Origin of the sequence: Dactylosporangium sp. NPDC006015 (assembly GCF_040614215.1) — a bacterium.
Classification (GTDB): domain Bacteria; phylum Actinomycetota; class Actinomycetes; order Mycobacteriales; family Micromonosporaceae; genus Dactylosporangium; species Dactylosporangium maewongense.
Window position 1 is genome coordinate 648,349 of the sequence record NZ_JBEXUD010000001.1, and the last position, 25,867, is coordinate 674,215.

At 72.8% G+C, this 25,867-nt stretch carries 21 protein-coding genes and 1 pseudogene; 8 read left to right on the top strand and 14 right to left on the bottom strand.

The features are described from left to right. Nucleotides 1–149 precede the first annotated feature (149 nt). From ligA to ABZ321_RS02975, 4 genes are read right to left on the bottom strand one after another with little or no spacing between them, the layout of a single operon-like run. On the bottom strand, nucleotides 150–2,261 hold the full coding sequence (gene ligA, locus ABZ321_RS02960) for an NAD-dependent DNA ligase LigA (protein ID WP_354888881.1): 2,112 nt from the start codon (nucleotides 2,259–2,261) through the stop codon (nucleotides 150–152). 36 nt (nucleotides 2,262–2,297) lie between these two features. Further along, entirely contained in the window at nucleotides 2,298–3,248 is a 951-nt protein-coding gene (locus ABZ321_RS02965) for a methionine synthase (protein ID WP_354888883.1), read from the bottom strand. Further along, complete coding sequence (gene mnmA / locus ABZ321_RS02970; protein WP_344508152.1) at nucleotides 3,245–4,315, bottom strand: tRNA 2-thiouridine(34) synthase MnmA; 1,071 nt, start codon at nucleotides 4,313–4,315, stop codon at nucleotides 3,245–3,247. The genes ABZ321_RS02965 and mnmA overlap by 4 nt, the downstream gene beginning before the upstream one ends. A gap of 13 nt (nucleotides 4,316–4,328) precedes the next feature. Continuing rightward, a complete protein-coding gene (locus tag ABZ321_RS02975; RefSeq protein ID WP_354888886.1) occupies nucleotides 4,329–5,498 on the bottom strand; it encodes a cysteine desulfurase family protein in 1,170 nt (389 codons plus the stop codon). 369 nt (nucleotides 5,499–5,867) lie between these two features. Here ABZ321_RS02975 and ABZ321_RS02980 point away from each other — a divergent pair, with 369 nt between their 5' ends. Then, nucleotides 5,868–6,464, top strand: a complete 597-nt coding sequence (locus ABZ321_RS02980; RefSeq protein WP_344508156.1) for a sigma-70 family RNA polymerase sigma factor — start codon at nucleotides 5,868–5,870, stop codon at nucleotides 6,462–6,464. Continuing rightward, on the top strand, nucleotides 6,418–7,239 hold the full coding sequence (locus ABZ321_RS02985) for an anti-sigma factor (protein ID WP_354888889.1): 822 nt from the start codon (nucleotides 6,418–6,420) through the stop codon (nucleotides 7,237–7,239). Before ABZ321_RS02980 ends, ABZ321_RS02985 begins: the two co-directional genes overlap by 47 nt. Nucleotides 7,240–7,309: 70 nt before the next feature. Here ABZ321_RS02985 and ABZ321_RS02990 read toward each other — a convergent pair whose 3' ends face one another. The 3 genes from ABZ321_RS02990 to ABZ321_RS03000 form a co-directional block, all read right to left on the bottom strand. Beyond that, complete coding sequence (locus tag ABZ321_RS02990; RefSeq protein WP_354888892.1) at nucleotides 7,310–8,260, bottom strand: electron transfer flavoprotein subunit alpha/FixB family protein; 951 nt, start codon at nucleotides 8,258–8,260, stop codon at nucleotides 7,310–7,312. A gap of 14 nt (nucleotides 8,261–8,274) precedes the next feature. Then, nucleotides 8,275–9,054, bottom strand: a complete 780-nt coding sequence (locus tag ABZ321_RS02995; RefSeq protein ID WP_344508161.1) for an electron transfer flavoprotein subunit beta/FixA family protein — start codon at nucleotides 9,052–9,054, stop codon at nucleotides 8,275–8,277. A gap of 392 nt (nucleotides 9,055–9,446) precedes the next feature. After that, complete coding sequence (locus ABZ321_RS03000) at nucleotides 9,447–11,972, bottom strand: FtsX-like permease family protein (protein WP_354888895.1); 2,526 nt, start codon at nucleotides 11,970–11,972, stop codon at nucleotides 9,447–9,449. A 50-nt stretch (nucleotides 11,973–12,022) separates the two neighbouring features. On the opposite strand from ABZ321_RS03000, the gene ABZ321_RS03005 reads away from it, so the two are divergent. From ABZ321_RS03005 to ABZ321_RS03015, 3 genes are read left to right on the top strand one after another with little or no spacing between them, the layout of a single operon-like run. Then, a complete protein-coding gene (locus tag ABZ321_RS03005; protein WP_344510149.1) occupies nucleotides 12,023–12,388 on the top strand; it encodes a DUF202 domain-containing protein in 366 nt (121 codons plus the stop codon). A 56-nt stretch (nucleotides 12,389–12,444) separates the two neighbouring features. Then, nucleotides 12,445–12,747, top strand: a complete 303-nt coding sequence (locus ABZ321_RS03010; protein ID WP_344510151.1) for a DUF202 domain-containing protein — start codon at nucleotides 12,445–12,447, stop codon at nucleotides 12,745–12,747. Between the two features lie 27 nt (nucleotides 12,748–12,774). Then, complete coding sequence (locus ABZ321_RS03015; protein WP_344510154.1) at nucleotides 12,775–13,131, top strand: PLD nuclease N-terminal domain-containing protein; 357 nt, start codon at nucleotides 12,775–12,777, stop codon at nucleotides 13,129–13,131. Here the strand turns inward: ABZ321_RS03015 and ABZ321_RS03020 are convergent. Both ABZ321_RS03020 and ABZ321_RS03025 read right to left on the bottom strand, forming a co-directional pair. Next, on the bottom strand, nucleotides 13,109–14,086 hold the full coding sequence (locus ABZ321_RS03020) for a diacylglycerol kinase family protein (protein ID WP_354888900.1): 978 nt from the start codon (nucleotides 14,084–14,086) through the stop codon (nucleotides 13,109–13,111). The two genes, ABZ321_RS03015 and ABZ321_RS03020, sit on opposite strands and share 23 nt — an antisense overlap. Before the next feature lie 117 nt (nucleotides 14,087–14,203). Further along, the gene (locus tag ABZ321_RS03025; protein ID WP_354888903.1) at nucleotides 14,204–15,019 is read right to left on the bottom strand and encodes a DUF1206 domain-containing protein; all 816 of its coding nucleotides are present in this window, start codon (nucleotides 15,017–15,019) and stop codon (nucleotides 14,204–14,206) included. A 36-nt stretch (nucleotides 15,020–15,055) separates the two neighbouring features. Here ABZ321_RS03025 and ABZ321_RS03030 point away from each other — a divergent pair, with 36 nt between their 5' ends. From ABZ321_RS03030 to ABZ321_RS03040, 3 genes are read left to right on the top strand one after another with little or no spacing between them, the layout of a single operon-like run. Then, nucleotides 15,056–16,561, top strand: a complete 1,506-nt coding sequence (locus ABZ321_RS03030) for a phosphatase PAP2 family protein (RefSeq protein WP_354888906.1) — start codon at nucleotides 15,056–15,058, stop codon at nucleotides 16,559–16,561. After that, entirely contained in the window at nucleotides 16,558–18,069 is a 1,512-nt protein-coding gene (locus ABZ321_RS03035; RefSeq protein ID WP_344510162.1) for a phospholipase D-like domain-containing protein, read from the top strand. Before ABZ321_RS03030 ends, ABZ321_RS03035 begins: the two co-directional genes overlap by 4 nt. Before the next feature lie 51 nt (nucleotides 18,070–18,120). Beyond that, nucleotides 18,121–18,801, top strand: a complete 681-nt coding sequence (locus ABZ321_RS03040) for a phosphonatase-like hydrolase (protein WP_344510163.1) — start codon at nucleotides 18,121–18,123, stop codon at nucleotides 18,799–18,801. A gap of 441 nt (nucleotides 18,802–19,242) precedes the next feature. Here ABZ321_RS03040 and ABZ321_RS03045 read toward each other — a convergent pair whose 3' ends face one another. From ABZ321_RS03045 to ABZ321_RS03065, 5 genes and pseudogenes are all read right to left on the bottom strand, one after another. Continuing rightward, a complete protein-coding gene (locus ABZ321_RS03045; RefSeq protein ID WP_344510165.1) occupies nucleotides 19,243–20,865 on the bottom strand; it encodes an acetolactate synthase in 1,623 nt (540 codons plus the stop codon). A 64-nt stretch (nucleotides 20,866–20,929) separates the two neighbouring features. Beyond that, a complete protein-coding gene (locus ABZ321_RS03050; RefSeq protein WP_354888910.1) occupies nucleotides 20,930–23,275 on the bottom strand; it encodes an Hsp70 family protein in 2,346 nt (781 codons plus the stop codon). Nucleotides 23,276–23,308: 33 nt separating this feature from the next. After that, nucleotides 23,309–24,679 carry an Hsp70 family protein gene (locus ABZ321_RS03055; protein ID WP_354889000.1) on the bottom strand — a complete coding sequence of 457 codons (1,371 nt, stop codon included), beginning with the start codon at nucleotides 24,677–24,679 and terminating at the stop codon, nucleotides 23,309–23,311. Continuing rightward, a pseudogene (locus tag ABZ321_RS03060) lies at nucleotides 24,670–25,323 on the bottom strand (Hsp70 family protein); the annotation flags it as partial. The pseudogene ABZ321_RS03060 and the gene ABZ321_RS03055, both read right to left, overlap by 10 nt. Nucleotides 25,324–25,340: 17 nt before the next feature. Then, nucleotides 25,341–25,811 carry a DUF6232 family protein gene (locus ABZ321_RS03065; protein ID WP_344510171.1) on the bottom strand — a complete coding sequence of 157 codons (471 nt, stop codon included), beginning with the start codon at nucleotides 25,809–25,811 and terminating at the stop codon, nucleotides 25,341–25,343. Nucleotides 25,812–25,867: the final 56 nt, after the last annotated feature.

Sequence of the window (25,867 nt, forward strand, 5' to 3'; positions counted from 1 at the left end):
CCAAACCGGAAAGGATGCTGAATCGATGCACAAAACCCCCGCCATTCCACCGACCGGGCGATCACGTCCCATCGAATATCACTACTGCGTAGCGATACCCGAACGTTCCGTAAGCCACTCAGGCGAGGGACGGCCGGGGCCGTCCCCGATCAGCCGACCGCGGGAGCCGCGTCCTCGGCAGCGGGGTCCGCGAGCTGGGCCAGGGCCCGCGCGGCGTCGGGGCCTTCGGTGAGCAGGACCTCGAAGGCGGCCTCGTCGAGGATCGGGACCTTCAGGGTCGCGGCCTTCTCGGCCTTGGAGCCCGGCGACTCGCCGACGACGACGAAGTGCGTCTTCTTGGAGACGGAGCCGGAGACCTTGCCGCCGCGGGAGGTGATGGCCTCGGCGGCCTGGTCGCGGGAGTAACGGTCGAGGGAGCCGGTGACGACGACCGTGATGCCGTCGAGGGGGCGGGGGCCGGAGGCCACCTGCTCCTCGACCATGCGGACGCCGGCGGCGGCCCAGCGGTCGACGATCTCGCGGTGCCAGTCGACGGCGAACCAGTCGTGGACGGCGCGGGCGATGGTGGGGCCGACGCCCTCGACCGCGGCGAGCTCCTCCGGGGTGGCGGTGGCGATGGTCTCCATGGAGCCGATGGAGTTGGCCAGGGCCTGCGCGGCGGTGGGGCCGACGTGGCGGATGGAGAGGGCGACCAGGATGCGCCAGAGGGGGCGCTCCTTGACCTCCTGGAGGTTGACCAGCAGCAGCTGGGCGGTGCTGCTGAGCGAGCCGTCCTTGTTGACGAAGAACGGGGACTTGGCGAGCATGTCGGCGTCGATGTCGAAGAGCTCGGCCTCGTTGGTGAGGACGGACTCGAGGAGGGCGGCGGCGGACTTCCAGCCGAGGGCCTCGATGTCCAGGGCGTTGCGGCTGGCGAGGGCAAAGAGGCGCTCGCGGAGCTGGCCCGGGCAGACCCGCGAGTTGGGGCAGCGGATGTCCTTGTCGCTCTCCTTCTCGGGAGCGAGGGCCGTGCCGCACGACGGGCAGTGCGTCGGCATGACGAAGGCGACCTCGGATCCGTCGCGGCGGTCGGCGACCGGACCGAGGACCTCGGGGATGACGTCGCCGGCGCGGCGGATGACGACGGTGTCGCCGATGAGGATGCCCTTGCGGACGACCTCCTGCGCGTTGTGCAACGTCGCCTGCGCGACCTTGACGCCGCCCACGGCGACGGGCTCCATCACGGCGAACGGGGTGACGCGGCCCGTGCGCCCGACGTTGACCTCGATGCCGAGCAGCTTGGTCATCGCCTCCTCGGGCGGATACTTGAAGGCGATCGCCCAGCGGGGCGCCTTGCTGGTGGAGCCGAGGCGGCGCTGGATGGACATCTGGTCGACCTTGACGACCACGCCGTCGATCTCGTGCTCGATGGTGTGGCGGCGCTTGCCGTAGTCGGCGATATAGGCGCGGACGCCGTCGAGGTCGTCGAGGACCTTCCATCGGGGTGAGGTCGGCAGCCCCCAGGCGTGCATCAGCTCATAGGCCTCGGACTGGGTGGCCGGATTGAACCCCTCGCGGGCGCCGAAGCCGTGGACCAGCATCTGCATCGGGCGGGACGCGGTGATCCGTGGATCCTTCTGGCGGAGGCTGCCGCTGGCCGCGTTGCGCGGGTTGGCGAACGGCGGCTCACCGGCGGCGACCTGGGCCGCATTGACCTCCTCGAAGCCGGCCAGGGTGAAGAACACCTCGCCGCGGACCTCCAGCAGATCGGGCAGGTCGGTGCCGGTGAGGTGCTCCGGGATGCCCGCGATGGTCCGCACGTTGAGCGTGATGTCCTCGCCGGTGCGGCCGTCGCCGCGGGTGGCGGCGCGCACCAGGCGCCCGCGCTCATACGTGAGGTTGACGGCGAGGCCGTCGATCTTCAGCTCGCACAGGTAGCGGGGAGCGCTGCCGGCGTCGCGCTCGATGCGCTGGACCCAGGCGGCGAGCGCCTCGTCGTTGAGCGCGTTGTCGAGGCTGAGCATGCGCTCGGCGTGCTGCACGGCCGCGAAGTCGGTGGAGAAGGTGCCGCCGACCCGCTGGCTGGGCGAGTCGGGCGTGACGAGCGCCGGGAACTCGGCCTCGATCGCCTCCAGCTCCCGCATCAGCGTGTCATAGACCGAGTCGTCGACGGCCGGCGACTGCAGGATGTAATACCGATACTGATGCTCGTCCAGCTCGCGGGACAGCTCGGTGTGCCGCTCGCGCGCTTCGAGGGTGGGCTCGGTCCCTGCGTCGTTCATGCCACGAACTTACCGCCCGGGTACGACAAAAAATGGCTACAGATGATCCGTGAGCCGCCGGCCGGCGTCGCGCAGCGACCGCAGCACCTTCACCGGCGGCGCCGAGATCCCGCACGGTGGCGTGACGACGACCTGCGCCGGCAGCGAGCTGAGCGGGAAGCCCAGCTTGCGCCACAGATCCGTCACGGTCGAAGCGGGCGACGGCCCGGACACGCCGGCGAAGAGCCCCGCGCCGCCGTCGAGGAGCTCGCCGAGCGCGTCCAGGTCGGCGACCAGCGACAGGTCCACGGCGACCGCCACCGCCCCGGCCTCGCGCAGGAGCGCGAAGGGGACGCCGGGGGCGCAGCAGTGCACGACCACCGGCACGCCGGCCGCCGAGACCACCGACGACAGCGCGGACCGCGCGACGGAGACGTCCACGGCGCGCAGCGTGCCGTACCCGCTCTCCGAGGGCACCCGGCCGGCCAGCACCGCGGGCAGGGACGGCTCGTCGACCTGCAGCAGGATCGTGGCGTGCGGCAGCCGGGCCCGCACCGACGCGACATGCGCGGCCACGCCGTCCGCGAGGGACCCGGCGAGGTCGCGCGCGGCACCGTGGTCGCGCAGGACCGCCCCGCCGATCGGCAGCTGCAGCGACGCCGCGAGCGTCCACGGGCCGGGCACCTGGACCTTGAACGTGCCGGCGAACGAGGACGCCTGCTCGGTCATCGTGTCGAGATCGCGCTCGAGGAAGTCCAGGGCCACCCGCAGGTCGTGGCCGGGCCGGGAGGCCACGCGCCAGCGCCCCGCGTACAGCTCGATCGGCAGCTCCGTCAGCAGCGCCCCGCCCCTGCCGATCATGTCGGCGCCGGGGCCGCGGCCGGGCAGCTCCGGCAGGTGGGGCAGGTCCGGCAGCTCGCCGAGCACGATCCTCTGCGCCTCGGCGATGTCGGTGCCCGGCATGGAGCCGATCCCGGTGGCGGACCCCACCGGCCAGGGAAATGTCATGAGGTTTCCGAAATAGTCGCCGAACCGAGCACGATGTCGCCTTCGTCAGATGGCTGGTAGCAGACGATCGCCTGCCCGGCGGCAACGCCACGGGCGGGCGAATGCAGTGCGGCCGTCAGGGACGAACCGTCGAGCACCACCGAGGCGGGGAACACGGACCCGTGCGCCCGGAGCTGTACGGAGCAGTCCAGGGCCGACGCCGATCCGTGCCACACCGGCCGCGCACCCACCACGGTGGACACCTCGAGCGCGGACGCCGGCCCCACCGTCACCGTGTTGGTGGCGGGCGTGATCGAGAGCACGTAGCGAGGGTTGCGGTCGGGCGCCGAGACCCGCAGGTCGAGCCCGCGGCGCTGGCCCACGGTGTACGCGAACGCCCCCTCGTGCCGCCCGACGACCGCCCCGGTGGTGGCCTCCACGATGTCGCCGGGCTGCGACCCCAGCCGGTCGGCGAGGAACTTCCGCGTGTCACCGTCGGCGATGAAGCAGATGTCGTGGCTGTCCGGCTTGTCCGCCACGGCCAGGCCGCGCGCGGCGGCCTCCTCGCGGACGGCGGCCTTCGTGGAGTCGCCCAGCGGGAACATCGCCCGGGACAGCTGCGCGGCCGTCAGCACCGCCAGCACGTAGGACTGGTCCTTCGCGTAGTCGACGCTGCGCCGCAGCAGCCCGTCGGCGCCGAGCCGCGCGTGGTGACCGGTGACGACCGCGTCGAACCCCAGCGCCACGGCCCGGTCCAGCACCGCCTCGAACTTGATCTTCTCGTTGCACCGCAGGCACGGGTTCGGCGTCCGCCCGGCCGCGTACTCGGCGACGAAGTCGTCCACGACCGAGTCGTGGAACTGCTCGGCCATGTCCCACACGTAGAACGGGATCCCGATCACGTCGGCGGCGCGCCGCGCGTCGCGGGCGTCCTCCAGGGTGCAGCAGCCGCGGGCGCCGCTGCGATACGTCTGCGGGTTGCGCGCCAGGGCGAGGTGGACCCCGGTCACGTCGTGACCGGCCTCGGCCGCCCGCGCGGCCGCGACCGCCGAGTCGACCCCACCTGACATCGCCGCGAGCACTCTCACAACGAAAGCCTACCTAGAGGCGCGACTTGACCGCGCCGGCCCGGCGCGCCCGCTCCACGACGGCGGGCAGCGCGGCGACGAGCGCGTCGACGTCGGCCTCGGTCGACGTGTGCCCGAGGGTGAACCGCAGCGACGAGCGGGCCTCGGCGTCACCGGCGCCCATCGCGATCAGTACATGCGACGGCTGCGCCACACCGGCGGAGCAGGCCGAGCCGGTCGAGCACGCGATGCCCTGCGCGTCGAGCAGGAGCAGCAGCGCGTCGCCCTCGCAGCCCGGGAACGAGAAGTGCGCGTTGCCCGGCAGCCGGTCCGCGGGGTCGCCGTTGAGGATCGCGCCGGGCACGGCGTCGCGGACCCGGGCGACGAGGTCGTCGCGCAGGCGCCCGATCCGCTCCGCGGTCTCGCGCTGGGTCTTGACCGACAGCTCGACCGCGACGGCGAGCGCGACGATCCCGGGCACGTCCAGGGTGCCGGAGCGCACGTCGCGCTCCTGGCCGCCGCCGTGCAGCAGCGGCGTGCAGGCGACCTCGCGGCCGAGCAGGAGCGCACCGACGCCGATCGGGCCGCCGAGCTTGTGCCCGCTGACCGTGAGCGCGGCGGCGCCGCTGGCGGCGAAGTCGACGGGGACCTGCCCGACGGCCTGCACCGCGTCGGTGTGGAACGGCACCCCCGCGGAGGCCGCGAGGGCCGCCAGCTCGGCGACCGGCTGGATCGTGCCGACCTCGTTGTTGGCCCACATCACGGTGGCAACCGCCACGTCGTCGCCGGACACGGCCTGCGCGAAGTCGTCGACCGAGACCCGGCCCGACGAGGAGACCGGCAGCCACGTGACCGCCGCGCCCTCGTGCCGCTCCAGCCAGGTGACCGCGTCGAGCACCGCGTGGTGCTCGACGGAGCTGGCCACGATCCGGTTGCGCCGCGGGTCCGCGGCCCGCCGGGCCCAGAAGATGCCCTTGGTGGCGAGGTTGTCGCTCTCGGTGCCGCCCCCGGTGAAGATCACCTCGGACGGCCTGGCGGCGAGCGCGGCGGCGATCTGCTCGCGCGACTCCTCCACCCGGCGGCGGGCCTGGCGGCCGGAAGCGTGCAGCGACGAGGCGTTGCCGACTGCACGCGCCGCGACGACGAAGGCGTCGAGCGCCTCCGGGAGCATCGGCGTAGTGGCGGCATGGTCGAGGTACGACATCGGACCCAAGCCTAACGGCCGTCCGCTCCTTACCGCGCCGCCGGTTGCGCGGTGATCACCACGGGGTCCCGGCGGTGGCGTCTTCGCGTCGGACCGGGCCACCGCACGTGATCAGGAGCCGCCGCCCCGCGCGGGGCATCGCTCCAGCGGGACGGCGGTCTCGACGGCGTGCACCCGTCGCGTCCCGTCACTGCCGGTGACGGTCAGCGGGTCGCGCGGAGCCAATTCGCGCAGTATGAAAAAACGCGCTCTTGCCCCTGCACTGCATCCAACACCCCCTCCCGCGCCGAACACGTAGACGGAAGTCCCCTGTGAGATGCGATAACTTCAGGACGTGCCTGTGCGACGGCGACAACCACGGCGAGCCCGGTGAGTGCCGGGCACCCGGCGGACGGCGAGGACGGCTTCGCCGAGCTGTTCCGCGCCGGTGACGAGCGCGCGCTGCGGCAGGCGTACGAGCGGTTCGGGCCGGCCGTGTTCCACCTCGCCGCCCGTGGGCTGGCGAGCACGACGGACGCCGAGGACGTCACGCAGGCCACGTTCGTGGCGGCGTGGCTGGGCCGGGAGAGCTTCGACCCCGCCCGCGGGTCGATGCTCGGCTGGCTGCTCGGGATCGCCCGGCGCAAGGTCGTCGACCAGATCCGGGCGGCGGCCCGCGACGACCGGATCGCCGACTCGGTCCGCCGGCTCGCGCCCGCCGTCGAGGTCGAGGCGCCGCCGGACCGGGTCGTCGACCGGCTGGTCGTCGCCGACGAGATGGCCCAGCTGCCCGGCGAGCAGCGGCGGGTGCTGGAGCTGGCGTTCTACGACGACCTGACCCACCCGCAGATCGCGGCGGTGACGGGCCTGCCGCTGGGCACGGTGAAGAGCCACCTGCGGCGCGGGATGGCGAGACTTCGCAGTCGATGGGAGGTGGACGGTGTCACATTTGGAGCCCGAGCGGCTGGTGCTTCTGGCGCTCGGTGAGGAGACCCTCGACCAGCACGAGACCGGCCACCTCGACACCTGCGGGCGGTGCCGCACCGAGGTGGACGAGCTGCGCGACGTCGCCGGCCTCGGCCGTCAGACGCAGCGGCTGCGCGACCTGCCGCCCCCGCCGGAGCACGTCTGGCAGCGGATCCGGGCGGAGCTGGCGACGACCGACCGGGCCACGCCCCCACCCGCCGTGACGCTGCACACCGACCCACCCCCGACCGCAACACGTCCTCGTGTCGCTTCAGCGGCTGCGGTACTGCCTGCTGACGTCACCGTCCGTCGTCGGCACGGCTGGCGGGTCACCGCCGCTGTCGCGGCGGCGGCGGCCGTCGTGGCCGCGATCGCCGCCGCGGCCGGGACCGCGCTGGTGCTGCGGGACGGGCCCGCGGCCCCCGCCGTCGCCTCCTGCCCGGCCGGCTCGCCCCGGGTGTCGCTGGAGGCGCTGCCGGGCGCGCCGGCCGGGGCGGGCGGCTACGCCTGCCTGGTCAGCGTCGACGGGGAACGGAAGCTGTTCGTGCACGCCGAGGGGATGCCGGACCAGCCGGACGGCGACTACGAGGCCTGGCTGCTCGACTCGACCAGCCTGGACGCCCCCGCGCTGCGCATGCAGGCCCTCGGCGTGATGGGCGCGAAGCCCGACCAGCAGCTGACCGTGCCCGGCACGCTCGACCTGCGCAAGTTCAACATCGTCGACATCTCCGCCGAGCCGCACGACGGCGACGCCACCCACTCCGGCAAGAGCCTGCTCCGCGGCACGCTCCCGTAGCTCCAGTACTCCGGAGCACGAAAAGCGCCGCCCGCCGGAGACGGCGGGCGGCGCATTCGTCGGCGCGGGGTTACTTGCGCTTGCGGATCTCCTCGGCGGCCTGCGGGACGACCTTGAACAGGTCGCCGACCACGCCGAAGTCGGCCAGCTCGAAGATCGGCGCCTCGGGGTCCTTGTTGACCGCGACGATCGTCTTCGACGTCTGCATGCCGGCCCGGTGCTGGATCGCGCCGGAGATGCCGAGCGCCACGTACAGCTGCGGCGACACCGTCTTGCCGGTCTGGCCGACCTGGAACTGGTGCGGGTAGAAGCCCGAGTCGACCGCCGCCCGGGACGCGCCCACGGCGGCGCCGAGCAGGTCGGCCAGCTCCTCGACGAGCTTGAAGTTGTCGGCGCTGCCGACGCCGCGACCGCCGGAGACGACGATCGAGGCCTCGGCGAGCTCCGGGCGGGCGCCCTTCGCCTCGACCTTGCGCTCGACGACCTGCGCCAGCTTGTCCTTGTCGGTCAGCGCGACCTCGACCTGCTCGACCGACGGGGTGGCCGGCGAGGGGGTGGGGGTGAGCGAGTTGGGCCGGACCGTGACGATCGGCAGGCCCTTGCTGACCTTCGACTTCACGATCGTCGAGCCGGCGAAGACGACCTGCGTGGCGACACCCTCGGCGTCGAGGGCGACGATGTCGGTGAGCAGCCCGTTGTCGAGCTTGACGGCGACCCGTCCGGCGATCTCCTTGCCCTCCTGGCTGGAGGCGACGAGCACCGCGGCGGGCGACACGCGCTGGATCAGCGACGCGAGGACGGTGGCCTTGCCGGCCACGAGGTAACCGTCGAGGTCCTCGCTCTCGGCGGCGTAGATCTTCGAGGCGCCGAACTCGCCGAGCTTGTCGGCGACCGCCGAGGCGGAGCCGCCGAGGACGACGGCGGACACGTCGCCGAGGGTCCGGGCCAGGGTCAGCATCTCGAGGGTGACCTTCTTGACGGCGCCCTGGGAGGCCTCGACGACGACCAGTACTTCAGCCATGGTTCCGAACTCCCTTAGACGAACTTCTCGGAGGCCAGGTACTCGACGAGCTTGCTGCCGCCGTCGTCACCCGCGTCGATCTTGTTGCCGGCCTGGCGGGGCGGGCGCTTGCTGTGCTCGACGACGGCGCTGGTCGCGCCCTCGAAGCCGACCTCGCCCGCGGCGATGCCCAGGTCGCCCAGCGACAGGGTCTGCAGCGGCTTCTTCTTGGCCGCCATGATGCCCTTGAACGACGGGTAGCGCGGGTCGTTGATCGTGTCCCACACGCTGACCAGGGCGGGGGTGGAAGCGGTGACGACCTCGTAGCCCTCGTCGGTCTGCCGCTCGATGGTGACCGAGGACTTCTCGACGGTGAGCTTGCGGGCACCGGTCAAGGCCGCGATCCCGAGCCGCTCGGCGATCATGTGCGGCATGACCTGCACGCGGCCGTCGGTCGACTCGGCGCCGCAGATGACCAGGTCGGCCTGCTGCTGCGCGATGGCGGCGGCGAGCACCTTCGAGGTGGCGACGGCACACGAGCCGTGCAGCGCGTCGTCGACGACGTGGACGGCGGAGTCCGGGCCCATCGACAGGGCCTTGCGGATCGACTCCGTGGCACGGTCGGGGCCGACGGTCAGGACGACCACCTCGCCGCCGTGCGCCTCCTGGAGCCTCAGCGCCTCCTCGATGGCGTATTCGTCCATCTCGTTGATCACGTTGCTGGCCGACGCGCGGTCGACGGTGTTGTCGTCACTGCGCAGGTTGCGGTCCGCGCCGGAGTCCGGCACCTGCTTGACGAGTACGACGATCTTCATCGTGGTCCGAGGTCCTCCTGCTTGACAGTCACCGCGCCATCGCGGCCGACTTGCGCCCCACGTTACGGCTCATCCTGGTCGCGAACAGGTTCGCCTCTCGTACGTTACTCAAGAGTAGGTTCGAAAGTGTCGTGAAAAGTGTCACCGGAGCGCTCACCCTGAATCGGGGGGTGGGTGAAATGTCACAGAACACCGCGCTTGTCGAGCCGGCGCGTGAGCTCTCCGCGGCGGTCGCCAAGCACGCTGCGGAAAAGGTCACACACCGTCGCTGCGAGCCACCGGATGAGCACCGGTGCACGTGCGGTCACCCCCGCGAACGCTGCGTGACCGAGACCATCCGTGCGCTCTGGCACATGCCGGTCTAGCCCTCCGGCCGGCGCCTTCCCGCGGCTTTAGTCGTCGACCATGACCGCTGCGACCTCGGTGCGCGCCGCCCGCCGGGCGGGCAGCAGCGCGGCCACCGCACCGGCGGCCGCGGCGATGACGACGTAGAGCAGCAGCTGGCCGTACGGCACGACGGGGTACCCATGGCCGAACTGCCGGATCAGCCCCACCGACGCGGCCACGCCGACCAGCACGCCGAACCCGACGCCGACCACCGCGCCGACGAAGGCCATGAGCATCGCCTCGAGCACCAGCATCCCGCGCAGTTGGCCGCGGGACAGCCCGAGCGCCCGCAGCAGGGCCGACTCCCGGGTGCGCTCCAGCACCGACAGGGCGAGGGTGTTGGCGATGCCCGTCAGGCCGATCACGATCGACATGCCCAGCAGCGCGGAGAACACGCCGAGCTGCTCGTCGAGCGTGCCGGTGATCCGGGCCCGCCACTCGGCCTGGCTGCTGACCTGGGTGAGCGGCGCCTCCTTCAGCGCCGCGTCGACCGCCGCCCGCGAGTCGACCGGCGCGACCCCCTCGGCGGCCTTGACCAGCACCTGGTCGGGGTCGCCGGCACCGAACACGGTCGCGTAGTCGCTCCAGTCCAGCAGCGCCTGCCCGTCGGTCGGCGCGTCGTCGTACAGTGCGGCGACGGTCAACGTGAGGGTGCGGACCTGCACGGAGGAGCCGACGCGGGCCCCGATCTCGTCGGCGAAGAACCGGTTGAGCGCGACCGTGCCGGGCTTGAGCGCGCCGGCCGAGCCCGCGGTGATCTCGGGGCGCAGGACGGTGTCGAGGGCGCCGGGCTCCATCGTCCAGATCTGGGTGAACCGGCCGCCGACGTCGCCCTCGCGGCTGCGGGACGCGGCGACCGCGGCCAGCTCGCCGTGCGAGCGCAGGGTCGTCGTCACGGCCAGGGGCACCTTGCGGCTCTGCCCGTTGGGCGTGTAGACGCCGCTGATGATGTAGTCGACCGCGAAGTTCTCGTCGAGCTCCTGCTCGGCCTGCGCCCGCGCGGTCGCCAGCAGCACGCTGAAGACGCTCATCAGCGCCAGGCCGACCATGAGGGCGCTCGTGGTGGCCGCGACCCGCTTCGGGTTGCGCAGGGCGTTGGTGACCGCGAGCCGGCCGGCGGCGCCGAACACCTTCGCCGGCGCCCAGCCCGCCCACGCCGTCAGCCGCGACACGATCAGCGGCGCCGCGATCACGATGCCGGTGAACACGAAGATGGCGCCCAGGAACACGATGGGCACGCCGCTGAACCCCGGCACCCTCGTGCCGGCGAGCATCAGCAGCGCACCGCCGGCCGCGGGCACCCCGGCCAGGACGATCCGCAGCAGCCGCCGGCCGGGCGCGACCTCGGCCAGGGCCGTGGTGCGCAGCGCCGCGATCGGCGGGATGCGGCTCGCGGTCGCGGCCGGCAGCAGCGACGCGATCACCGTGAAGAGCGTGCCGGCGAAGACGCCGACCAGCACGGTGGTGGGTGTGACGATCAGCCGGTCGACGCGGACCCCGCTGCCGACGGTGTTGCGCCCGATGAGCAGCCCCTCGCCGACGACGGTGCTCACCAGCAGGCCGCCGAGGGAGGCGACGACGCCGACGACCACCGCCTCCAGGATCACCGAGCCGAACAGCTGCCGCCTGGACGCGCCGACGCAGCGCAGCAGCGCCAGCTCCCGGATCCGCTGCGCGACCAGGATCGCGAACGTGTTGTAGATGACGAACACGGAGACGGCGAGCGCGATCAGTCCGAAGCCGAAGATCACGATCAGGAAGCCGTCGACGTACTTGGCGGCGGCCACGGCGTACTCGGCGCGCATCTGCGCACCCGTCATCACCCAGGCCCGGCCGCCGAGGGCCGACCCCAGGCGGCCGGCGAGCTCGTCCTGCGACACGCCCGGCTGCGCGGACACGACGACCTGCGCGTAGCCGTCGGCGCCGGTCAGCGTGCGCATGTCCGCCGGGGTGAGCGCGGCGACGGTGAAGCCCGCGAAGCGCTTGTTGGCGCCGAGATCCATGATGCCGACGAGGGTCAGCGCGACCGGCTTCTGGTCGAGGCCGACCACCGACACCTGCTCGCCGACCTTGAAGCCGTAGATCTCCGCGGTGGTGTCGTCGACCGCGATCTCGCCGGGCCGCTGCGGCTGCCGGCCGGTGCCGACGTCGTACATCGACAGGTGCTCGTCGCCGGGGGTCGACAGCGCCCAGCCGATCCGGCCCAGGTAGGAGATCAGTCGGCCGTTCCGGTCGAGCATGGGCAGCCGCTCGGCCATCCTGCCGTCGGCGTGCGCGACGCCGGGCACGGCCTTGACCTCCTCGACGATGCCGGTCTCGAAGCGCTGCCCCGACTCGCTGAACCCGGACGAGCCCACGGACGCGTCGACGTGCTTCGCGGCGCGCGCGAGATCGTCGTAGAAGGCGGCCTTGGCCGTGTCGCCATAGACCAGGGTGCCGGCGAGGAAACCGACACCGATCATGATGGCCGTAGCGGTCAGCAGTAGCCGGAGCTTGTGCGCCCGGAGCCCGGCGAGAGTTGTACGCAGCATCGGCCGCGACTGTACCCAGAGCAGCTGAGGGGAGTCTGACAATGGTGTCGATGTGGGCACTCATCCGGCGCTGGTTCGACCCCGACGAGGTGCGCTCGGTCGGCGCCACGCCCGACTACCGGTTCTCCCTGGCCAACGAGCGCACGTTCCTGGCCTGGCTGCGCACGGCGCTCGCGCTGGTCGGCGGCGGGCTGGCGGTCGCACAGTTCCTGCCCGGACACCGGCTGCGGATCGTCATCGCCGTGTCACTCTTCGCGCTCGGCGGGCTGGTCGCGATCCGCGCGGTCGACCACTGGGCCCGCAGCGAACGGGCGATGCGGCTGGGTGAGGCGCTGCCACCGTCGCGCTTCCCCGGCATCCTGGCGCTGATCGTCGCGGTGGGGGCGGTCGCGCTGCTGGTGGCGACGTTCCTGTGACGCCCTCCGGCCCGCCCGCGAGACCGCCCGAACCCTCCGACGACGGCCCACACACGGTGCAGCCCTCGGACGACGGGCCGCCGGGCGCGCAGCTGGAGCGCACCATGCTCTCGTGGCGCCGCACGACCGTGTCCTTCACCGCCGTGGCGCTGCTCCTGGCGAGGTTCGCCGTGATCGAGGCACCCCGGCCGGTCGCCCTCGCCGCGGTCGCCGCCGTCGGCCTCACCTGGGCCGTCGCGATTCACCTGATCAGGATGAGAATCGCCGGGCTCACCCGCCCTGTGCGCCGCACACTGCCCCTCGTCGTCACGCTCATCCTCCTGTACAGCCTGACGGGCACCCTCTTGCTGGTGTCATAGGGCGCCCCACTGCGTCATGATGGCGAAATGGGACGTGCGCTGCCCTTTCTCATCGTTCTCGTCGCGACGCTGGTCGCGTTGATCGACTGCCTGTCCACGGACCGCGACGACGTCCGGGGACTGCCCAAGACCGTCTGGTGTCTCGTCATCCTGCTGCTGCCCGTCGTGGGCGTGATCGCCTGGTTCTTCGCGGGCCGACCCTTCACGACCGAACAGCACGCCGGCGTCGCCGCCGCGGGCGGGACCCGTCGCCGGCCGTCGAGGCCCGTCGCCCCCGACGACGACCCCGACTTCCTGCGCAACATCGACACCACCCGGGCCCGCAACGACGCCGAGCTCCTGCGCCGCTGGGAGGAAGACCTCAAGCGCCGCGAGGACGAGTAACCCGCGCCGCCTCCGGTGCTGCCGGCGACTCCGGTGGCTCCGGCGGCGCGGGCGTCCTCGGTACACACAGTGTCAGCGCGGCGGGCGCGATCCGGGCCACGAGCATGCGGGCCGGCGCGACCACGTCGCCGTCCAGCTCGCGGGCCTGGTCCTGGCCGGTGTGCACCTCGACCTTCCGCGCCCGGAAGGTCTCCAGCTGCCGGGTCCCGCCCCGGCGCATGACCACGCCCCAGCCGAGCATGATCCAGTCGGTGAGGTCGCGCGGGGTCAGGACCGCCACGTCGAGCCAGCCGTCGTCCGGCCGCGCGTCCGGCAGCAGCGGGATCCCGCCCTGCAGGCGGCCCACGTTGGCGACGAGGACGCTGCGGGCCCGGCGGCGGATCCAGCGGCCGCCGTCCAGCCGGATCCGCATCAGGACCCGCTTGCGGCTCAGCCTCCGGGCGCCCGCCGCGACGTACGCCAGCCAGCCGAAGCGGCGCTTCGCGGTGTCGGGGGTGGCGTCGAGCATCTCCGCGTCGAAGCCCATGCCCGCCATGACGGTGAACGTGCCGGGGTGCCCGGTGCTGGTGTCGGCGCCGTCCACGATGCCGACGTCGATGCGGCGCCGGTCCCCGTGGATCGCGACCTCGACCGCGGCCCGCACGTCGCGGGTGATGCCCAGGTTGGTGGCGAGCAGGTTCCCGGTGCCGGACGGGACGAGCGCCAGGGCGACGTCCGTGCCGGCGAGCACCGAAGCGACCGCCATCACGGTGCCGTCGCCGCCGCAGACGAACGCCACGTCGACGCCGGCCTCCACCGCCTGGACCGCCATCCCGCAGCCGGGGTCCTCGGGGGTGGTGGTGAGCCACAGCGGCTCCGGCCAGCCCGCCTCGCCGAGCAGGTCGCAGATCTCCCTGCGCCGCTCGTCCAGGTCGAGGACCTTCGACGGGTTGACGATGACCGCGCTGCTGGTCACGCCGCCGCCTCCGCTGCGCTCCGGCGTCGGCCCGACCCGACCTGCAATACCGGTGAGCGGCCCGAGCCGCTCCGCTGGCCGCTCACGCCGCCACCCCCGCCGCGCTCCGCTGGCCGCTCACGTACCCACCTTGCGGAAGCGTGCCTGGAAGAAGCAGTACACCCCGAACGCCGCGACGCCGACAGCGACGGCGAGCAGGAGGAACTTGCCGAACGGCTGGGCGACGAGGGTGTGCAGCGCCGCGTCGAGCCCGCGGGACTTGGCGGGGTCGTTGGTGATCGCGGCCTGGAGCAGCAGGACACCCACGATGCCGAATGCGACCCCCTTGGCGATGTAGCCGATCTGGCCCGCCCTGGTCGCCGACTTGCGGGTCTTCGGGTTCGCCGCGCCGAAGTTCAGCTTCCGCTCGAACTTGCGCTTCCACCCGTACCAGAGCATCCCGGCACCGAAGGCGAGCACACCCAGCCCGATCAGCCCCACCAGCCAGACCCCGGCAGGCTTCGCCATGATCCCGGCGGTGAACTGCTGCTGCTGGCTGGCGCTGGAGGACGGCGCGCCGGTGATGACCTTGCCGGCGGTCCACGCGAGTGCGGCGTAGATCACGACCCGCCCGGCCGAGGCGACCCGCTCCCAGATCCGCTCCTTGCCCTGCACGTCGCGGTGACCCCAGATCGCGAGGGCGACCTGCCAGAGCGCGAGCGCGACCAGGCAGATGAGCACGAACCACAGCAGCAGCTTGCCGAACGGCTGCTCCGCGAGCTTCTGGAAGGCGCCGGACTGGTCGCCCTCCTGCCCGGCCTCGCCGAACGCGATCTGTGCCGCCACCCAGGCGAGCGCGAGGTGCAGCAGGCCGTACCCGACGAACCCGACCTTGGTCAAATTCTTGAACAGGTCACTCTGCGTGGCGCGGTGTGCTGTATCGGCGGGGGTCATGTTCTCGTTCTCCCCCGACTGGGCATGTTGGCAAACGTGAGGACGCAGAGATCCGCTCTTTGGCGCATGGCCGGCTTCGGTGCCGCCGCGCTGCTGTTCAGCTTCCTGATCATCGCCGTGCGCGTACGCTGGGTGCCGCTGGAGTCGGTCGACCGCGGCGTCGCCGAGAGCCTCAACGAGGCCGTCGCCCCGAGTGACTTCCTGGTGACGCTCATGGGCGGTATCAGCAGGATCGGCAGCTTCGGCGTGATGGCCTGGCTGGTCGCGATCGGCACGACGCTCGTGCTGGTCCGCAAGCAGTACAAGCTCGCCGCGTTCCTGGTGGCGACCACCGTCGGCGGGCTCATCCTCGACCCGACGCTGAAGCTGGCCGTCGGCCGGCTGCGGCCGGTCGTCGAGCAGCCCGTCGCGCACGGCGGCGGCAACAGCTTCCCCAGCGGCCACTCGCTCAACTCGCTGATCTGCTACACGGCGCTGCTGCTGGTGTTCCTGCCCGCGCTGCGGCCCCGCTGGCGCAGGCCGGCGGTCATCGCGGTGGGCTTCGTCGTCGCGCTCGTCGGGTTCAGCCGGCTGGCGCTCGGCGTGCACTTCCTGTCCGACGTGATCGGCGGCTGGTCGCTGGGCATCGCCTGGCTCGGGCTGTGCGCCACCGCGTTCGAGCTGATCCGGCACCACGAGGGCCTGCGGGTCACCGAGCCGCTCGAGGAGGGCCTGGAGCCGGAGGCCGCCGACGACCTGCGCCCCACGGAGCCGCACGTGCACCGGCCGGGCACCGCGCGGACCCTCGCCCTGGGCGCCGTCGCCTGGGTCTTCACGTTCGGCACGCTCGTCGCGCTCGGTCTGCCCCTCGCGCGGTACCGCGACGGCAACGGCAACGTCCTGTGGGACTCGACGATCCCGCACTGGTTCGCCGCGCACCGCAGCGACGTCCTCGGCCACGTGTCGATCGTCGGCAGCGAGGTCGGCAACACCCACGCGATCCTCGCGATCGGCCTCGTCATCGGCGCCGTGTCCCTCGCCGCGATCCGCCGCTGGCGGCCGGTGATCTTCCTGGTGGCGGTCATGTTCGGCGAGCTGAGCCTGTTCCTGGCCAGTGCCGCGATCGTCGGCCGGGCCCGGCCCGACGTGGAGAACATGGACGGGCCGATGCCGACGTCGAGCTTCCCGTCCGGGCACGTCGCCGCCACGATCATGATCTGGGCGACCGCGGCCCTGCTGGTCTTCCCGCGGACCCGCGCCTGGTGGCGGTGGGTGCTGCCGGTGCTGGCGGTCGCGATGCCGCTGTGGGTCGCGGTTTCTCGCATGTACCGCGGAATGCACCACCCGACCGACATCGTCGGCAGCGTCCTGCTGGCAGCGCTGTGGCTTTCGGCGATGTACTGGCTGGTCACGCCCAACTGCGACCTCGCCGAGCAGCCGTGCGAGGAGGACCTGGCGGAGCCGGCCGGCGACTTACAGGACGCTCCACCAGCCCGATCCGGCCCACCCGCTCCACCCGCTTCCGGCGCCTCCGTCTCCAAGGCGGCGGGTGCGTCACGATGAAGTCGGACTGGTTCCTCACGGAGGAGGAGCGGGGCAACCCGCACACCAGGATCACAGCGTGGACCGACGGCAACGCCGTCCGGCCGCTGATCGACGGCAAGGCGTACTTCGCCGAGCTGTACACCGCGATCGAACGGATGGAGCGCGGCGACCTGCTGCTGTTCACCGACTGGCGCGGCGACGTCAGCCAGAGGGTCACCAGGAACGGCCCGTCGATCGGCGACGTGCTGTGCGACGCCGCCCGCCGCGGCGTGCGCGTCAAGGGGCTCATCTGGCGCTCGCACTGGAACGCGCTGCAGTTCAGCGCGGCGGAGAACCGGCGCTTCGCCCGGAAGATCGAGGCCGCGGGCGGCGAGTGCCTGCGCGACATGCGGGTCCTCGTCGGCGGCTCGCACCACCAGAAGCTGGTCGTCCTGCGCCACCCCGGCCGGCCGGAGCTGGACCGCGCGTACGTCGGCGGCATCGACCTCTGCCATGGCCGCCGCGACACCCAGTCCCACGAGGGCGACCCGCAGGCGGTCGAGATCACCCCGAAGTACGGCAAGCGCCCACCGTGGCACGACGTGCAGCTGGAGCTGCGCGGCCCGGTGGTCGGCCAGGTCGAGGCCACGTTCCGGGAACGCTGGGAGGACCCGTCGGCGCTGTCGCGCAACCCGCTGCACTGGTTCCAGGGCAAGGTCGAGGACGAGAACCTGGACCCGGACCGGCTGCCGCCGCAGCTTCCCGACCCGCCGCCGGCCGGCTCGCTGAGCGTGCAGCTGCTCCGGACGTACCCCTACCGGCGCGGCGGCTACCCGTTCGCCCCCGAGGGCGAGTTCAGCGTCGCGCGCGGCTACGGCAAGGCGGTCCGGCGCGCGCGGCGGCTGATCTACCTGGAGGACCAGTACCTCTGGTCCCCGAAGGTCGCCAGCTGCTTCGCCGACGCACTGCGGGAGCACCCGGAGCTGCACCTGATCGCCGTCGTCCCGCGCCATCCGGACCGGCCCGACAAACTCGGCAGCATGCCGCAGCTGTACGGCCGGGAGCGCGCCCTCGCCATGCTCCGTGAGGCGGGCGGCGACCGGCTGCACGTCTTCAGCCCGGAGAACGCCGCCGGCACCCCCATCTACGTGCACGCCAAGGTCTGCGTCGTGGACGACACCTGGGCCACCACCGGCTCCGACAACGTGTCGCTGCGCTCCTGGACCCACGACTCGGAGCTGACCTGCGCGGTCCTCGACCCCGCCGGCAGCTACGCCCGGGACCTGCGCGAACGGCTGTGCCGGGAGCACCTGGAGCTCGACGAGCTGCCCGAGGGCCCGATCGAGGAGGTCTTCGACGCCTCCGCGAAGGCGCTGCAGGCGTGGCACGACAGCGGCCGGATCGGTCCCCGCCCACCCGGGCGGCTGCTGCCGTACCGCCCACCCACGGTTCCGCGCCGTACCGTCACCTGGGCGCGTGTGGTGTACAACACCATCCACGACCCGGATGGCAGGCCACGGCGGCTGCGCCGGGAGGGTGCCTTCTGAGCGTTTTGCGCCGTTCACCAAGCCGTCTTGTCGGCATGCTCATATTGCGCGATGACAGCGTGGCAGCTCGCCTGCATCGACATGGCGGGGACGACGGTGCGGGACGACGGCCTGGTCGAGCAGGCCTTCACGGTCGCCTTCGCGGGCGAGGGCGTGGCCCCCGGCACCCCGCAGCACGAGCGGATGCTCGCCGTCGTCCGCAAGACGATGGGCCAGAGCCGCATCGAGGTCTTCCGCCTGCTCCTCGACGGTGACGAGAAGCGCGCTCAGGCCGCCAACGAGACCTTCGAGGAGGCCTACGGCCTGCTCGTCGACGAAGGCGCCGTGCTGCCCATCCCCGGCGCGCTGGAGGCCATCAAGACGCTCCGCACGGCGGGGATCAAGGTCGCCCTGACCACCGGCTTCGCCCGCGCCACCCAGGAAGCCATCATGGACGCCCTGGGCTGGTGGGGCCAGGTCGACCTGGTCCTCTCCCCCGCCGACGCCGGCCGCGGCCGCCCCTTCCCAGACTTCATGCTGGTCGCCGCCCTGAAGCTCGGCGTCGAGGACGTCCGCCGCATGCTCGTCGTCGGCGACACCCCGCTCGACCTCATCGCCGGCCGCCGCGCCGGCGCCGGCCTCCTCGTGGGCGTCCTCACCGGCGCCGGCGACCGCCAGGCCCTCCAGTCCTCCGGCGCGGACGAGGTGATCGGCTCGATCGGCTCCCTCCCCCGCCTCCTAGGCCTGGAGTAACCCCACCCCTCGCTTCCCCCATGATCCGGAAGACTTTTCGACGCCAGAGCGACAAATCTCTTCCGGATCACGGGAACAGCGCCGATCGACGCCCGCCTCACATGATCCGGAAGACCTTGTGCACCTATGACTGCACGAAGTCTTCCGGATCACGAGAACGGCAGACAGCGACACCCGCACCGCGACCCGCAGTCCGAACAAGGCCGGCACGCGTCCAGGAACGCGCAGCAGCAGATGCCGCCGGCACCGCACACCGCGACCGGCCGTGACCGCGCTGATCGACGCCTCCCAAACCCGTGATCCGGAAGACTTATTGACGCCAGAGCGACAAGAACTCTTCCGGATCATGAGGACTGCGCTGATCGGACGCCGGCGCCACGCGTGATCCCGAAGACCTTGTGCACCTATGACTGCACAAGGTCTTCGGGATCATGGCGGGCGCTAGGCGAGGTTGGACGAGCGGGGGTAGGCGTCCTCCGGGTCAGTGAGGACGTTGACCAGGTACGGCACTCCTGAGGCGAACGCCCGCTCGAAGGCGCCCGCGAGGTCGGCCGGCTTCTCGACGGTCTCGCCGGCGCCGCCGAGGGCCTTGACCACGTCGTCGTAGCGGAGGCCGGGCTGCAGGTCGGCGGCGACGTCGTAGCCGTAGATGTTGCGCATCGGGTGCTTCTCCAGGCCCCAGATGCCGTTGTTGCCGACCACGATCACGACGGGCAGCTGCTGGCGGACCAGCGACTCGACGTCCATCAGCGAGAAGCCCGCGGCGCCGTCGCCCATCAGGACGCAGATCTGGCGGTCCGGGTACGTCACCCGGGCGCCCATGGCGTAGCCCATGCCGGTGCCGAGGCAGCCATACGGCCCCGGGTCCAGCCACGTGCCCGGCTGCGACGGCTCGAGGTACTTGCCCGCGTAGGAGACGAAGTCGCCGCCGTCGCCGATCGTGACGGCGTCGTCGGCAAGGACCTTGCGGAGCTCGCCGTAGACCCGGCTCGGCTTGATCGGATCGGTGTCCGCCTCCAGGGCCTGCTGCTCCTTGACCCGGCCGGCGTCCTCCGCGGCCCGCAGCGCCTCGATCCACTCCTCGTGGTCGGCGACCGGTCCACCGTGCGCCGCGAACGCCCCCAGAATCGCGCGCAGGTCGCCCGACGGAGCGGCCGCCGGGGTGACGTGCCCGGCCCGCTGCGACGGCGCGTCGGTGACGTGCACGACCTGCGCCCCGCCGAAGTCGCCGAACCCGAGCCGGAAGTCGAGCGGGGTGCCGACGACGGCGATCACGTCCGCGCCGCCGAACGCCGCCTTGCGCGCCCGCGAGAACGCCAGCGCGTGCGACGGCGGCAGCGTGCCCCGGCCCATACCGTTGGCGAACACGGGGATCCGCAGCGCCTCGGCCGCCTCCCGCAGCGCGGCGGTCGCGTGCCCGGCCCACACGTCAGAGCCCGCGATGATCACGGGCCGCTGCGCGGCGGCGAGCAGCTGGACCGCCCGCGCGACCTCGTCCGGATCCGGTTCTTCAGCCGGTACCGCCGGCGCGGGCGCCAACTCGACGCCGTCCGCCTGCGAGAACACCACCTCCAGCGGCAGGTCCACGAAGACCGGGCCGCGGTGCGGGGTCAGCGCGGCGAGCGCCGCCGCCTGCATGCGGGCGTAGACCTCGTCGGTGGCGAAGATGGTCTCCGCGTGCTTCGTGACCGCGCGGACGATCGGCAGGTGGTCCATCTCCTGCAGGCTGCCCGAGCCCCAGCGGAACTGCGGCGCCCTGCCCCCGATCACGACGACCGGAGCGCCGTTGAACGACGCGCTGGTCAGCCCGGACACGCCGTTGGTGACGCCGGGGCCGGCGGTCAGGACGGCAAGGCCCGGACGGCGCTGGAGCTTGGCGACGGCCTCCGCGGCGAACACGGCGGACTGCTCGTGCCGGACGTCGACGATGCGCACGCCGGTCTTGTGGGCGGCGTCGTACAGCGGGAACACGTGCGCACCGGAGAGCGTGAACAGCTCCTCGACCCCGAACCCCCGCAGTGCCGCGAGAGCCAGGTCCCCGCCGTGCCCGTCGATCTGCGTCATGCACCCTCCTCGATCAGCTCCGACCGACGCGAATGTTACTCACTTTCGCCCGCCGACGGGGGCTTCACCGCACACTCGGGTCGAGCCACCCGGCGACCGGCGGCGGCCAGTGGTCGGTGGTCAGGTAGTAGGAGACATACCCGGCGACGACCGGGGTCACGATCAGCAGCACGAGCACCAGCAGGGTGAGCATCGCACGCGCGAACGGACCCCGCCGCTCACGCTGGCGCGGCCGCCGATCGTCGCGCGGCGTGGGGCGTGACTGCGCCTGCCGCTCCTGCACCGGGCGCTGGCCGCCGGAAGCCTGGCGGATCGGGCCGCCGTGCTCGTCATAGCGCGTCGCGGGCTCGGCCGACGCTCCCCCGGACACGAAGATCTGGCCACCGGCCCTGTTCGGGGGCGCCGACACCGGCGGCCCGCCATAGTTGGCCGGCGGCCCAGACATCGGCTGGTTGTAGTTGGCCGGCGGCGCTGAGGACGGCTGGTTGCGCCCGTACGTCGCGGGCGGCCCAGACATCGGCTGGTTGAAGGCCTGCTGGCCGCCCGCCGGCTGCCCATAGGTCGCCGGCGGCGCGGAGGACGGCTGGTTGCGCCCATACGTCGCGGGCGGCCCAGACATCGGCTGGTTGGTGTTGGCCGGCGGAGCCGACGCGGGCTGACCGTAGCCGGCCGGGGGCGCGGACACCGGCGGCCCGTAGTTGACCGGGGGCGCCGAGGCAGGCACGCCATAGCCGCCCTGCGTGCCCGTGGCCTGCCCACCCGCGTAGTTGCCCGGCGGCGCCGACGCCGGATACGCCGGATACCCACCACCGCCGGCCCCGGGCGGCGCCGAAACAGGCGGCGCCGACATCGGCACGCCAGACATCGGCGCGTTGCTCCCGGCCGGCTCCGTGGCGAACGTCCCCACCTCGGGCCACAACGGCGCATCCGCCCCCTGCAACCCACCGCCGCCCTGCCCACCGCCGGCCCCGCCGCCCTGACCGCTGCCGGCACCAGGCTGAACCCCACCGCCTTGACCCGGACCGCCCTGACCCGAACCGCCCTGGCCCGCACCGAACTGGCTGGCACCAGGCCCCCCGCCGGCAGGCTGCCCCGCACCGAACTGCCCCGCCCCGGCCGCACCCGACAGGCCCGCCGCGCCGAACTGCCCCGCGCCCGACGGCCCACCCGCCGCGCCGAACTGGCCCGCACCCGAGGGCCCGCCCGCCGCGCCGAACTGCGCACCCGCCTGCGGGCCGCCGGACGTCGGCGCCGGAGACTGCCAGTCGACGCCCTGCACCTGCGGGAACCTCCCGGTCGCCGGGCCGGGCGCGGGCGCCGCCGTCGCCTGGATCTCCGTCGAGCCGGTCAGCATGCTGCCCTCGGCGACCACCAGCTCGGGCTGCTCGATCACCACTGGGGCCGTGCCCAGCGCGCGGTGCAGCAGCGTGCCGACCAGGGGCATCCTGCTGGACCCGCCGACCAGGAACACGCCCGCGATGCTGCCCTCGCTCAGCTGGGCCCAGCGCATGACGCCCTGCGTGACGCGGACCGTCTGCTCGAGCAGCGGCTGCGCGAGGCGCTCCAGCTCGTCGCGGGTGAGGTGGACGTCGATGTTGAGCAGCGGCACCGTCAGGTCCGAGGCGGGCTGGCGGGACAGCCGCTCCTTCGCCACCCGCGCGTCGTCGAAGAGCAGCCGCCGGGCCCGGCGGTCCTCGACCGTCTGCGGGCTCATCAGCCGCTGCCACTCCTGCGGCGCCTGCGGCTCGCAGATGGAGGCGATGTGCGCCACGATCGCGTTGTCGACGTCGATGCCGCCGATGTCGTCGCGGCCGTCGACGGCGAGCACCTCGAAGCCACCCTGGGTGCGGGCGACGACGCTGGCGTCGAACGTGCCGGCGCCGAAGTCGTGCACGACGACGACCGAGCCGACGGGCACGTCCTTGCCGAGCACCTGGGTGAAGTAGGCCGCGGCCGCGACCGGCTCGGGCACCAGCCGCACCCGGCCCAGCCCCGCGGCCTGGGCGGCGTCGGAGACGGCGAGCCGGCGGGTGGCGCCCCACGACGCCGGGAAGGTCACGGTCACCTCGGACGCGACGTCGCCGACCGTGCGGGTCCACTCGTCGCGGACGCGCCGCAGGACGGTGGCGACGAGTTCGTTGACGGGGATCTCCCGGTCGCCGAGCAGGACCGTGCCCTCGTCGATGCGACGCTTCGGGTTGGGCTCGAACCGGGCCGGCTCCAGGCGGGCGCTGTGCACCGCGTCGCGACCGACGATGACGGTGCCGCCAGGCTCGGCATAGACGGCGGAGGGCAGCAGCGGAGAGCCGTCGAAGAGCAGCGCACGGGACCGGCCGTCTGGCCACCGCACCACGGCGACGGTGTTGGAGGTGCCGAAGTCGACACCGAGCCGAATCCCTGGCGTTGGCATGCCCCGAAGTCTAGGCGCCGGGTACGACGGTTCTCACTCCTCGGCGTCTGCCGTCGCGTTGCCGACTGAAGGCGCTGGTGGACGCAGCGGACGGACCCAGGTACGGGCGCTCGGCAGCAGGAGCAGCAGCGCCGATCCCAGGTACACACCAGTGACCGCCAGCCAGGCGGGCTGGTGCGCCCCCGAGGCGGTGTACGCGCCACCGAACGCGAGCAGCACGCACAGCGCGATCGGATACCACAGGTGCCCGTTGCTGCCGCGGCGCAGCCGCCGCGCGCCGTGCGTGTACAGGATCGCGAACGCGAGCGAGCCCAGCCCGGCGTACAGGCCTGCCTGCCAGCCCGCGGCCGTCAGCTCCTCCGTGTCGCTCACCTTGTAGACGACCAGCACGAGGGCGACCAGGCCGGTCGAGATGTACATGAGCACGCCGTACAGGGTCAGGAAGCCCGCGGGCCAGCGGATCGCACCGGGCGCGATCCGACGCGGCGGTGGCGGCACGGGCGGCATGACGTACTGCGGCACGTAGACGACCTGCGGCGGAGGCGGCTGGTAGAACACGGGCCGCGGCGGATACACCTGTTGCGGCGGCATCCGGTGTACCGGCGGTGCGGGGCTGAACGGCACGGCACCCGGCGAGACCGGCCCACTCGCACCCGAGACCGGCGCGACGCCCGGCCCGGCACCGGCCGGCGACACCGGCATCACGACCGGCGACCCAGCCGGCGGCAGCACGCCCGGAGGCGTCACGGCCGGCGTCACGGCCGGCGGGAGCAACCCAGAAGGCGGCGGCACCGGCGACCCGACCGGCGGCAGCGGCCCACGCGGCACGGGTGGCACGGACGGGGTCACCGGCGACCCCGGGGGCGGGACCACGACGGCGGGCGACGGCGCCGGCCGTACCGGCGAAACAACCGCGACAGGAGGCTGCGACGGCGACGCGACGGACGCCGAACCCCTGGGGCGGGCGGCCGGGACCACGGCGGCGGACGGCTTGTCGATCCGCGCGCCGACCAGGACGCTGCCCTCGGCGACCACCATCTCCGGCTGCTCGATCGTCACCGGCGGCTTGCCGAACGCGCGGTGCAGCTCGGTGGCGACCAGCGGGATCTGGCTCGCCCCGCCGACCAGGAAGATGCCCGCGACCTGCCCGGCCGTGACCCGTGACAGCCGGACGGTCTCGGTCAGCACCCGCACCGAGCGCTCCACCAGCGGCCGCGCCGCCGCCTCGAACTCGTCGCGGGTGAGCTGCACGTCGACGTCCAGCAGCGGGACCAGGACCGTGACGGAGGAGGCGCGAGACAGTCGCTCCTTCGCCTCCCGGACCTCGTCGCGCAGCAGCCGGGCGGCCCGCGCCTCCTCGATCGTCGACGGCGCGACCAGCCGCTGCCAGCGCTCCGGCGGCAGGTCCGGCCGATCATCGCGAGGACGACCTCGTCGAAGTCGAGCCCGCCGAGGTCGTCGCGGCCGTCGACGGCGAGCACCTCGAAGCCGTCCGCGGTGCGCGCGACGACGCTGCCGTCGAACGTGCCGGCGCCCAGGTCGTAGACCACGACGGCGGAGCCGACGGGCACCATGTGGCGCAGCACCCGCACGAAGTAGGTGGCGGCGGCGACCGGCTCGGGGACCAGGGTCGCGGCCGGGAGGTCCGCCGCCCGCACCGCGGCCGCCAACGCCTTGCGACGGGTGGACGCCCAGTTGGCGGGGTGCGTCACGGTGACCGCCCCGGGCGGACCACCGGCCGTGCGGGCGAACTCGGCGCGCACCCGCCGGAAGACGGCGACCAGCAGGTCGTGGACCGGCACCTCCTGCTCGCCCAGGAAGACGTGACCGTCGTCGATGCGGCGCTTCGGGTTGGGCTCGAAGCTGGCCGGGGCGCGCCGGGCGCTGTGCAGTGCGTCGCGGCCGACGACGAGCTCGCCGTCCTCCCAGAACGTCGCCGACGGCAGCAGCGGGGTGCCGTCGAAGAGCAGCGGCCGGGCCCGGCCGTCGGGCCAGCGGGCCACGGCGACGGTGTGCGACGTGCCGAAGTCCACGCCCAGGGCCACCATGCCCGGAATCCTAAGGGTTACGCGGACTGCTCCACTGCCCGCTGCAAGGCGCGGTAGATCTGCCCGAACTTCGGCGAGTCCGTGGTCGAGTAGATCATCGACTCGCCCTGCCGGGTGCGCACCCAGATCTCGTGCACGCCCTTGCCGTGGTCGTGCGCCCGGTCGAGCAGGTCCAGCAGCCCCTCCACGCTGAAGGCCACGATCCCGCCGATGACGATGATCCCGAGGATGCCGCCCGCGATGTACATCGTGGAGTCCGGCCCGTTGAAGTCGATCCGGCGCGCGGCCGTGCCGGCGGCGATGAGCAGCCCGATGATCAGCAACACCGCCCCGCCACGGGTCGCGAGCATGTACGCGCCCTGCACCAACCGCCCGGATCGCCGGTGCCAGATGTACGTCAGCGTCTCCAGCGGATACCAGGCGGCGTCGACCTGCACACCGGCGGAGCTGATGTGCACCTCGTGATCGCGGTAGAACGTCGTCGCCATGGCACATCTGACGGTACGCCGGAATACGCTGCGGGCAACGACAACGACGTTGAGGA

Bases quoted from the DNA above. Each gene is read 5' to 3' on its own strand.
- ABZ321_RS03015 (WP_344510154.1), top strand. From the start codon at position 12,775: ATGGGACGTGCGCTGCCCTTTCTCATCGTTCTCGTCGCGACGCTGGTC.
- ABZ321_RS02965 (WP_354888883.1), bottom strand. From the start codon at position 3,248: ATGACATTTCCCTGGCCGGTGGGGTCCGCCACCGGGATCGGCTCCATG.
- ligA (WP_354888881.1), bottom strand. From the start codon at position 2,261: ATGAACGACGCAGGGACCGAGCCCACCCTCGAAGCGCGCGAGCGGCAC.
- ABZ321_RS03025 (WP_354888903.1), bottom strand. From the start codon at position 15,019: ATGACCCCCGCCGATACAGCACACCGCGCCACGCAGAGTGACCTGTTC.
- ABZ321_RS03005 (WP_344510149.1), top strand. From the start codon at position 12,023: ATGTGGGCACTCATCCGGCGCTGGTTCGACCCCGACGAGGTGCGCTCG.
- ABZ321_RS03000 (WP_354888895.1), bottom strand. From the start codon at position 11,972: ATGCTGCGTACAACTCTCGCCGGGCTCCGGGCGCACAAGCTCCGGCTA.
- ABZ321_RS03045 (WP_344510165.1), bottom strand. From the start codon at position 20,865: ATGACGCAGATCGACGGGCACGGCGGGGACCTGGCTCTCGCGGCACTG.
- ABZ321_RS03065 (WP_344510171.1), bottom strand. From the start codon at position 25,811: ATGGCGACGACGTTCTACCGCGATCACGAGGTGCACATCAGCTCCGCC.
- ABZ321_RS02975 (WP_354888886.1), bottom strand. From the start codon at position 5,498: ATGTCGTACCTCGACCATGCCGCCACTACGCCGATGCTCCCGGAGGCG.
- ABZ321_RS03035 (WP_344510162.1), top strand. From the start codon at position 16,558: ATGAAGTCGGACTGGTTCCTCACGGAGGAGGAGCGGGGCAACCCGCAC.
- ABZ321_RS02995 (WP_344508161.1), bottom strand. From the start codon at position 9,054: ATGAAGATCGTCGTACTCGTCAAGCAGGTGCCGGACTCCGGCGCGGAC.
- ABZ321_RS03050 (WP_354888910.1), bottom strand. From the start codon at position 23,275: ATGCCAACGCCAGGGATTCGGCTCGGTGTCGACTTCGGCACCTCCAAC.
- ABZ321_RS02990 (WP_354888892.1), bottom strand. From the start codon at position 8,260: ATGGCTGAAGTACTGGTCGTCGTCGAGGCCTCCCAGGGCGCCGTCAAG.
- ABZ321_RS03040 (WP_344510163.1), top strand. From the start codon at position 18,121: ATGACAGCGTGGCAGCTCGCCTGCATCGACATGGCGGGGACGACGGTG.